Source organism: Mycobacterium colombiense (assembly GCF_003284935.1).
In the GTDB taxonomy this organism is placed as follows: domain Bacteria; phylum Actinomycetota; class Actinomycetes; order Mycobacteriales; family Mycobacteriaceae; genus Mycobacterium; species Mycobacterium arosiense_A.
Window position 1 is genome coordinate 24,636 of the sequence record NZ_QMEV01000051.1, and the last position, 8,909, is coordinate 33,544.

The following is an 8,909-nucleotide window of genomic DNA, read 5'->3' on the forward strand; positions in this document are numbered from 1 at the left end:
GGTTCGAAACTACTCCCAGGTGTGCACCGGCTCGTTGGCGTGCATGTGTTCGCAGTACCGGCGCAGCATCTCGGCCAGCGCCGCCGGCCTGCTCATGCCGCCGTCCTGCAGCGCTCGCACGGTGGACACCTGCCAGCTGGCACCGTTGCGCCCCGCTCGCGCCCGGCCCTCGATCACGCCGAGGAACCGGTCGCGCACCTCGGCGTCGACGCCCCAGCGCTGTAGTCCCTGCTCCGCGATCGGCAGCAGATTGTCGAGCACCAGGTCACGGGCGCTCACCTCGCCCACGCCGGGCCAGTGCAGCCGCGCGTCGATGCCGTAGCGCGCCGACGCCAGGAAATTGGCTTCTGCCACACCGAAATCCATGTGGTGCCACAACGGGTCGTCCGCTTCGGACAGGCCGCGCAGCACCCCGTAGAAGAAGGCCGAGTTCGCCAGCATGTCGACGACGGTCGGCCCGGCCGGCAACACCCGATTCTCCAGCCGCAGATGCGGGCGGCCGTCGACCACGTCGTACACCGGGCGGTTCCACCGGTAAACGGTGCCGTTGTGTAAGCGCAGTTCGGCTAGCTGCGGCATGCGCCCGGCGGCCAGTTCGGCCACCGGATCCTCGTCGGATACCTCGGGCAGCAGGGACGGGAAGTAGCGGATGTTCTCTTGGTAGAGGTCCAGGACCGAGCCGATCCACTGTTCGCCGAACCACACTCGCGGGCGCACACCTTGGGTTTTCAGCTCCTCGGGCCTGGTGTCGGTGGACTGGGTGAACAGCTCGATGCGGGTTTCCGCCCACAGCAGGTGCCCGAAGAAGAACGGTGAGTTGGCGCCCAGCGCCAGCTGCGGACCGGCGACGATCTGCGCCGCATTCCAGTTGGCGGCGAACGCCTCCGGCGCCAGCTGCAGATGCAATTGCATGCTGGTACAGGCTGATTCGGGAGCGATCGTGGCCGTCTGCCAGCTCAGCGGTTCCGGGCCGGAAATGTCGATGGGAATGTCTTCACCGCGGGCGGTGAAGATCGATTCGTTCAGCGCGGCGTATCGCTTCGATTCGCTCATCCAGTCGTGGTCGAGGTGTTCGGGCATCAGCGTGGGCAGGATGCCGATCATCACGATGTGGGCCCCGCCCGCGGCGCCGGCCTTGGACTGGGCGTCGTTGAGGCTGGCCCGCACCTCCGCCTCGAGATCGAGCCCGGAGTGCCCGGGCAGCGCGTGCGGCGGGACGTTGAATTCGATGTTGTAGGCACCCAATTCGGTCTGATAGGCGGGATCACCGATGGCGTCGAGCACATTGCGATTCGACATGGCCGGCTGGTAATCGGCGTCGACGAGGTTGCACTCGATCTCCATGCCCGTCAGTGGCTGCTCGGATTCGAAACATGACCGGGCGAGCATCGTCTCGAAGACATCCACGCACAGCTGCACCTTGCGCCGGTATTCCCGTCGTTGTGCGCTGTCGTACGTGGTGCGCTTGACCTCTTCGCCCACACCGCAGATGCAACAGGGTTACCGCCCGTAACGCAAGCTCCCACGAGTCGCGGTTGCGGTCTCGTTCGCTCGGCGGGTAGACCATGATGGACGTCGACGCAACAGTGTTCCGGGCACGGGTGGAGGAGAGCAGTTGGCCGAGTTCGCCGAATTCGTCGCCGCGATCGACCAGGGGACCACCAGCACTCGCTGCATGATCTTCGATCACGAGGGTGCCGAGGTGGCTCGCCATCAACTCGAGCACGAACAGATTCTGCCCCGCGCCGGCTGGGTGGAGCACGACCCGGTGGAGATCTGGGAGCGCACCTCATCGGTGCTGACGTCGGTGTTGAACCGGGCCAACCTGAGTACGAAAAACATTGCGGCATTGGGTATCACGAATCAACGCGAGACGACGCTGGTGTGGAACCGCAAGACCGGGCGGCCCTATTACAACGCGATCGTCTGGCAGGACACCCGCACCGACCGGATCGCGTCGGCGCTGGAACGCGACGGTCGCGGCGACGTCATCCGCCGCAAGGCCGGCCTGCCCCCGGCCACCTACTTCTCCGGCGCCAAGCTGCAATGGATTCTGGACAACGTCGACGGGGTGCGCGAGGCCGCCGAAAGCGGCGACGCGCTGTTCGGGACCGCCGACACCTGGGTGTTGTGGAACCTGACCGGCGGTCCGCGCGGCGGCGTGCACGCCACCGACGTGACCAACGCCAGCCGGACCATGCTGATGAACCTGGAGACCCTGGACTGGGACGACGAGCTGCTGTCGTTCTGCTCCGTGCCGCGGGCGATGTTGCCCACGATCGGGCCGTCGTCGTCGCCGCAGCCCTACGGCGTGACGATCGAGACCGGGCCGGCCGGCGGTGAGGTGCCGATCGCCGGGATGCTCGGCGATCAGCACGCGGCGATGGTGGGCCAGGTGTGCCTGTCCGAAGGCGAAGCCAAAAACACCTACGGCACGGGGAATTTCCTGCTGCTCAACACCGGTGAGACGATCGTGCGGTCCGACAACGGGCTGCTGACCACGGTCTGCTATCAGTTCGGCGACGCCAAACCCGTGTACGCGCTTGAGGGTTCGATCGCGGTCACCGGGGCGGCCGTCCAGTGGCTGCGCGATCAGCTGGGCATCATCAGCGGTGCCGCCCAAAGCGAATCGCTGGCACGCCAGGTCGACGACAACGGCGGCGTCTATTTCGTGCCCGCCTTTTCCGGGTTGTTCGCGCCGTACTGGCGATCCGACGCGCGCGGCGCGATCGTCGGGCTGTCGCGGTTCAACACCAACGCACACCTGGCGCGCGCCACCCTGGAGGCGATCTGCTACCAGAGTCGCGACGTGGTCGATGCCATGGCCGCGGATTCCGGTGTGCACCTTGAGGTTTTAAAGGTCGACGGCGGGATCACCGGCAACGATCTGTGCATGCAGATTCAGGCCGACGTGCTGGGGGTGGACGTGGTACGGCCGGTGGTCGCCGAGACCACCGCGCTCGGCGCCGCCTACGCCGCCGGTTTGGCGGTGGGGTTCTGGGCCGACCCGGCCGACCTGCGGGCCAACTGGCAAGAGGGCAGGCGGTGGGAGCCGGCGTGGAACGACGAGCAGCGCGCCGCGGGTTATGCGGGCTGGCGCAAGGCGGTGCAGCGGACCCTGGATTGGGTCGACGTGACGTAGTGGGTCACGTGAGATGACCCGATCCAGGGCCCGCTCAGCGGCGCTCAGTCTTCGCCGAGGATGCCGTAGATCTCCCGCCGCGCATTGTTGAGGATCTCGACGATGCGCTGCTGCTGCTCGGCGGATGCGGTGTGGGCGGACTGCCCGACCGCGCCGAACAACTGGCCTACGGCCGCCCGCAGATTCATGTGGCCCGGGTCGGCGCCTTCGGTGATCTCGTCCCACGGCGGGGTCTCGATCTTTTCGGCCGCCGCGCGGCCCGGTTCGGTCAGCTCGAAAAGCTTCTTGCTGCCTTCGCTTTCGCTGGCGGTGATCAGGCCTTCGTCGTCGAGCAGCTGCAGCGTCGGATACACCGAACCGGGGCTCGGCTTCCACAGTCCGTTGCTGCGCTCGGCGATCAGCTGAATCATTTCGTAGCCGTGCATCGGCCGTTCGGTCAGCAGCGTCAGGATGGCGGCGCGCACGTCACCGCGCTTGCCGCGACCGGGACCGCCACGGCGCCATGCGCCGCGCCGGCCGCCCGGGCCGCCGAAGCCGAAGCCCGGACCGAAACCGGGACCGAAACCCGGGCCGAAGCCCGGACCGAAGCCGAGCGGGCCGTCGGGGCCGCCGGCGTGGTCGCGCAGGTGCTCGCGGAAGTCCCGGCGGGCCTGGCGCCGCGCTTCGTGCAGGGCGCGCCGGTCGACCGGGCCGGAGCCAAAGCCGAATCCGAAGCCGGGCCGGCCGGCGAAGGGACCGTCGGGGGGAGTGAAGGGGTTGCTCATTGTGTGTCCTTACGTGTGTGGGTCGCGCAGGATTGCGCGCTTCGAAGCATCACGATATATCGAAAACTATCGGCGATGCAACCGGATATGTTGAAACTCGCGCCCGTTTGCGCGCTGAGCTGGGCAGATCGGCCAAATACCCGGATGCGACTGCGGCGCGATGCGGTTTGCATGCGGCAGACGCGGGTACCAGCTATCGGGATGGACGCCAACAACAACCTCACGGTGGGCAGCGCGGGCCCGGCCGCGGGCGGCCGACCCGACGGCCCGCCGCGCCGGAACGCCCGGCCGTGGGTCAATTGGGGTTTGGCTCTGGCGACGGTGCCCGGCGCCGCGCTGGTGATGCTCTTCGCGCTCGGCGCTGTCATGAGCACCGATGGCTGCAGCGACCGCAGCTGTCCGAACCTGGGCCACGGCGGGATCAATTTCGGCGTGGCGTTCTACGGCGCACCAGCGGTCGCCGTCCTCACCATCATCGTCTCGATCTTCACCGCCAAACGCCGCTGGGGCATCGCGGTTCCGCTGTGCGGATGGGCATTGCTGATCGCCGACGTCGCCCTGATGGCGGCGAGTGTGGCCGGCTAGTGCGGCAGTGAGAAACCACCCGGCGCCCCCGAATCTCCCGGGGCGGGGCGATTCGCGTGCGGGTCGGGCCATCCGGCGACTTGTTGCGGCGGCGGGGTAGCCCAGCCCCGGGGGCCGTGGTACGGGGGGCCCGCCGGTGGCCAGGGCCCCATCTGTCCCGGTGGGGGCATGGCCGGCCGCAGCCGGGCCAGCTCGCGGCGGTGCCGCTCGGCAAGGACCGCGGCGAGCACGAGTTCCGGCGGGGCGCCGGGCGGGGGCGGCGGCGCGATGCGGGCCACCACGTCACCGGCGATCCGGTACGCCATCTGCAAGCGCAGCTGACGATCGAGCTGTGTTGCCCGGGAAAGGAATTGGCGCGCAACCTCGACCTGACCGACGGGTAGCCCCGACAGCTGCAGCGACGACGCCCACCACGCCAGTGACGGCGGCATCATGGGCGGGGGGCCGAGGCGGGGCCCGCGTTCGTTGACCACCACCGTGCCCGCGAAGATATCGCCGATCCGTTTGGCCTTGGGGGACAGGATGCTGCAGATCACGGCCGGGCTCCCGAACAGCATCCAGATTTCCACCAGCGCCGCCAGGGCGCGAAACAGGGCCTGGCGGAAGCGTTCCGGGCCCCCGTCGTCGGACACCACCCGCAGACCCATCGCGATCTTGCCCACCGAGCGTCCCCGCGTCGCCGTTTCGAGGACCAAGGGATAGCCCACAATTACCAGCACCGTAAAAGTCAGCAGGATCGCGTTGCTCAGTGCGGTATCGAATTGAGTCAGGGTGGCGGCCCACAACATCAGGCCGAGCAGGTAACCGATGACCATCACCGTGATGTCGATCAGTGCGCTCAACGTCCGCACCGGCAGCTGGGCGATCTGCACATCGAGCACCACAGCGTCTCCGGTCACCACCTCCGACATAACTTCGAACGGTACAGGCTGGGCCCGCGCGCCCGGCCGCCCTTTGCCATGCCGGCGGTGCGATTAGGCTGCCCAGGGTGGATGTCGACGCGTTCGTGCTGGCCCATCGCCCTACTTGGGACCGCCTCGACCGATTGATCGGGAGGCGCCGGTCGTTGTCCGGTGCGGAAATCGACGAACTCGTCGAGCTGTATCAGCGGGTCTCGACGCACCTGTCGATGCTGCGCTCGGCCTCCTCGGATTCCGTGCTGATCGGTCGGCTCTCCAGCCTGGTGGCGCGGGCCCGTTCGGCGGTGACGGGCGCCCACGCGCCACTGAGCAGCGCGTTCACCCGGTTCTGGACGGTGTCCTTCCCGGTCGTGGCGTACCGCACCTGGCGGTGGTGGCTGGCCACGGCGGCGGCGTTCTTCGCCGTGGTCGTGATCGTCGCGCTATGGGTCGCCGGCAGCCCCGACGTCCAGTCCGCCCTCGGAACCCCCACCGATATCCAGCAATTGGTCAACCACGATGTCGAGTCCTATTACAGCGAACACCCCGCCGCCGCGTTCGCGTTGCAGATCTGGGTGAACAATTCCTGGGTTTCGGCCCAGTGCATCGCGCTGTCCGTGGTGTTGGGACTGCCGATCCCCTTCGTGCTGTTCGAGAACGCCGCCAATCTGGGCGTCATTGCGGGACTGATGTTTCCGGCCGGCAAGGGTGGGCTGCTGCTGGGCCTGCTTGCCCCGCACGGGCTGCTCGAGCTGACGGCCGTCTTCCTCTCGGGGGCAACGGGAATGCGGCTGGGGTGGTCGGTGATCGCCCCCGGCGACCGGCCCCGGGGGCAGGTGCTCGCCGAGCAGGGGCGCGCCGTCGTCTCGGTGGCCGTGGGTTTGGTTGCGGTGCTTCTGGTTTCCGGGTTGATCGAGGCGCTGGTGACACCGTCGCCGTTGCCGACGTTCATGCGGGTCGGCATCGGCGTCCTCGCCGAGGTGGCCTTCCTGTCCTACATCGTCTACTTCGGCCGCCGCGGGGTGCGGGCCGGGGAAAGCGGCGATATGGAGGACGCGCCCGACGTCGTGCCCACCGGTTGACCCCTCAGAGCCGCCCGGTCGCCTTCATCGCCAGATAGTGATCTGCCAGCGCCGGTGCCAGTTCGGCGGGCGGCGCATCGACGACTTCCACCCCGCCGCGGCGCAGCCGCGTGGCGATCGCGCCGCGGTCGTTGCGGGATCGTTCGGCGGCCGCCGCGTCGTAGACCGCCGCCGCGTCCGAACGCCCGGCGGCCATGTGCTCGACGCGCGGGTCGGAGACCGCGGCCAGCAGCAGACGATGCTTGGCCGACAGCTGCGGCAGCACGGGTAGCAGGCCCTCGTCGAGGGCGGGCGCGTTGAGGTCGGTCAGTAGCACCACCAGGGAACGCCGGCGCGCGCGCAAGGCTATGGCGGAAGCCACTGCCCGCCAATCGGATTCGACAAGAGCCGGTTGCAGGGGCGCCATCGCGTCGACCAGCTGGGCGAGCAGTTCGGTGCGCGAGGCGCCGAATACACCGGCCCGGCTCACCCGGTCGTGGGCGAGGAAGTCGACATGGTCCCCGGCCCGCGAGGCCAGGGCCGCCAAGAGCAGCGCGGCGTCCATCGACCAATCCAGCCGCGGCCACCCCGCCGGGTCGGACGCTGTCGGATCAATACCGACCCGCCCCGCGGCGGTACGGCCGGTGTCGAGCACGATCACCACCCGCCGGTCGCGTTCGGGCCGCCAGGTGCGCACGACGACGTCGGCGCGGCGGGCGGTGGCGCGCCAGTCGATCGAGCGGACGTCGTCACCGACGACATACTCTCGCAGCGAATCGAATTCGGTTCCCTGCCCGCGCACCAGCGTGGGCAGCAGGCCGTCGATCTCGCGCAGCTTGGCGAGCCGCGACGGCAGGTGCTTGCGCGCCAGGAACGGGGGCAGCACCCGCAGCTGGCCCGGCACCGGCCGCGAACGTTGCCGTCCCGCGAGGCCCAGCGGGCCGATCGATCGGGCGGTCACCACGGTCGCGCGCTGATCGCCACGGCGGACCGGCTGCAGCCGGGTCGCGACGTGGTGGTCCTGCCCGGCCGGAATGTCGAGTGGCTGGATGCGCGGGCGCGCCTGGGCGCTGGGCGGCCAGGCGTCGCGGATCTGGCCGCGGAACCGGCGTGGGCCGTCGTTGTGGATCAACAGCCCGCACTCCAGCTGCTGCCCGAGCCGCGCGGAGCGATCCGGGGAACGGACGTAGCGCAGCTTGGCGGGGCTGGCAGCCAACACGATGTCGACGATCACGACGATCGTCAGCGCTATCAGCAGGGCGGCGAAAGTCGTTGCCGGCCAAGGGGACAGCGCGATGGGCAGGACGCAGATCAGCGCGACCAGCCCGGTGCGTCCGGTCAGGACCACTAGCGGGGCACCGGAACCGACGCCAGAATCCCGTCGAGCACACCGTCGGGTGTGGCCCCTTCGAGTTCGGCCTCGGGCCGCAGCATCACCCGGTGCCGCAGCGTCGGACGGGCCATGGCCTTCACGTCGTCGGGAGTGACGTAGTTGCGGCCGGACAGCCAGGACCAGGAGCGCGCCGTCGCCAGCAGGGCGGTCGCCCCGCGGGGGGACACGCCCAGTTGCAGCGCGGGCGAGGAGCGGGTGGCCCCGACGATGTCGACGATGTAACCGAGCACCTCGTCGCCGACCAGCACCCGCTGGACGGCGTCGCGGCCGGCCGCCAGGTCGGCGGGTCCGGCCACCGGGTTGATCGCCGACAGGTCGCGCGGATCGAAGCCGTGCGCGTGCCGGTGCAGGATGGCGATCTCGGCGTCTCGCGGCGGCAGCGTCACGTTCAGTTTGAGCAAAAAGCGGTCCAGCTGGGCCTCCGGCAGCTGGTAGGTGCCCTCGTACTCGACCGGGTTCTGCGTCGCGGCCACGATGAAAGGGTCGGGCAGCGGCTGCGGTTGGCCATCGACGCTGACCTGCCGCTCTTCCATCGACTCGAGCAGCGCGGCCTGGGTCTTGGGTGGCGTCCGGTTGATCTCGTCGGCCAGGAGCAGGTTGGTGAACACCGGGCCGGGCCGGAACACGAACGCGGCGGTGCGCGCGTCGTACACCAGGGAACCGGTCACGTCGCCGGGCATCAGGTCGGGCGTGAACTGCACCCGCTTGAATTCCAGCTGCAGCGCCGCGGACAGCGCCCGGACCAGCAGCGTCTTCGCCACCCCCGGAACGCCTTCCAGCAGCACGTGGCCGCGGCACAGCAGCGCGATCACCAGGCCACTGACCACGCCCTCCTGCCCGACGACGGCCTTGGCGAGCTCGCCGCGCAACGCCAGCAGCGCCTCGCGTGCCGATTCAGCGGTGGGGGATTGGGCGGTAGAGGGTTGTGTCACGGGCGTGCGACCTGCCTTTCGATGTCGTCGAGCGCACGGGCAAGTTGTAACAGGTCGTTGTCGGTCGTCGGGGGCGGACCGAACAGATGGTAGGAGACGAACGCCGGATCCGATCCGATGCGTTGGGCCGCGG

8 protein-coding genes and 1 pseudogene are annotated in these 8,909 nt (G+C 69.1%); 3 read left to right on the forward strand and 6 right to left on the reverse strand.

Annotated elements, in window-relative coordinates:
* Nucleotides 1-9 precede the first annotated feature (9 nt).
* Nucleotides 10-1,482 (reverse strand): glutamate--cysteine ligase, encoded by a 1,473-nt coding sequence (locus DQP57_RS19725; RefSeq protein ID WP_112634403.1) that lies wholly within the window; start codon nucleotides 1,480-1,482, stop codon nucleotides 10-12.
* Between the two features lie 133 nt (nucleotides 1,483-1,615).
* Between DQP57_RS19725 and glpK the strand changes: the two genes are divergently transcribed.
* The gene (gene glpK / locus DQP57_RS19730) at nucleotides 1,616-3,142 is read left to right on the forward strand and encodes a glycerol kinase GlpK (protein ID WP_112634404.1); all 1,527 of its coding nucleotides are present in this window, start codon (nucleotides 1,616-1,618) and stop codon (nucleotides 3,140-3,142) included.
* 44 nt (nucleotides 3,143-3,186) lie between these two features.
* On the opposite strand, the gene DQP57_RS19735 is transcribed toward glpK, so the two are convergent.
* Nucleotides 3,187-3,906 carry a PadR family transcriptional regulator gene (locus DQP57_RS19735; protein ID WP_112634405.1) on the reverse strand — a complete coding sequence of 240 codons (720 nt, stop codon included), beginning with the start codon at nucleotides 3,904-3,906 and terminating at the stop codon, nucleotides 3,187-3,189.
* A gap of 201 nt (nucleotides 3,907-4,107) precedes the next feature.
* Between DQP57_RS19735 and DQP57_RS19740 the strand changes: the two genes are divergently transcribed.
* Nucleotides 4,108-4,491: a hypothetical protein gene (locus tag DQP57_RS19740; RefSeq protein ID WP_112634406.1), complete on the forward strand. Its 384-nt coding sequence runs from the start codon at nucleotides 4,108-4,110 to the stop codon at nucleotides 4,489-4,491.
* Here DQP57_RS19740 and DQP57_RS19745 read toward each other — a convergent pair.
* On the reverse strand, nucleotides 4,488-5,402 hold the full coding sequence (locus DQP57_RS19745) for an RDD family protein (RefSeq protein ID WP_112634407.1): 915 nt from the start codon (nucleotides 5,400-5,402) through the stop codon (nucleotides 4,488-4,490). The two genes, DQP57_RS19740 and DQP57_RS19745, sit on opposite strands and share 4 nt — an antisense overlap.
* 77 nt (nucleotides 5,403-5,479) lie before the next feature.
* On the opposite strand from DQP57_RS19745, the gene DQP57_RS19750 reads away from it, so the two are divergent.
* Nucleotides 5,480-6,472 carry a stage II sporulation protein M gene (locus DQP57_RS19750; protein ID WP_112634408.1) on the forward strand — a complete coding sequence of 331 codons (993 nt, stop codon included), beginning with the start codon at nucleotides 5,480-5,482 and terminating at the stop codon, nucleotides 6,470-6,472.
* A 4-nt stretch (nucleotides 6,473-6,476) separates the two neighbouring features.
* Here DQP57_RS19750 and DQP57_RS19755 read toward each other — a convergent pair whose 3' ends face one another.
* The 3 genes and pseudogenes from DQP57_RS19755 to DQP57_RS27665 all read right to left on the reverse strand — a co-directional run.
* Nucleotides 6,477-7,799 carry a DUF58 domain-containing protein gene (locus DQP57_RS19755; protein WP_112634409.1) on the reverse strand — a complete coding sequence of 441 codons (1,323 nt, stop codon included), beginning with the start codon at nucleotides 7,797-7,799 and terminating at the stop codon, nucleotides 6,477-6,479.
* Entirely contained in the window at nucleotides 7,799-8,776 is a 978-nt protein-coding gene (locus tag DQP57_RS19760; protein ID WP_112634410.1) for an AAA family ATPase, read from the reverse strand. Before DQP57_RS19760 ends, DQP57_RS19755 begins: the two co-directional genes overlap by 1 nt.
* Nucleotides 8,773-8,909 (reverse strand): annotated as a pseudogene (locus DQP57_RS27665) (DUF4350 domain-containing protein); the annotation flags it as partial. The pseudogene DQP57_RS27665 and the gene DQP57_RS19760, both read right to left, overlap by 4 nt.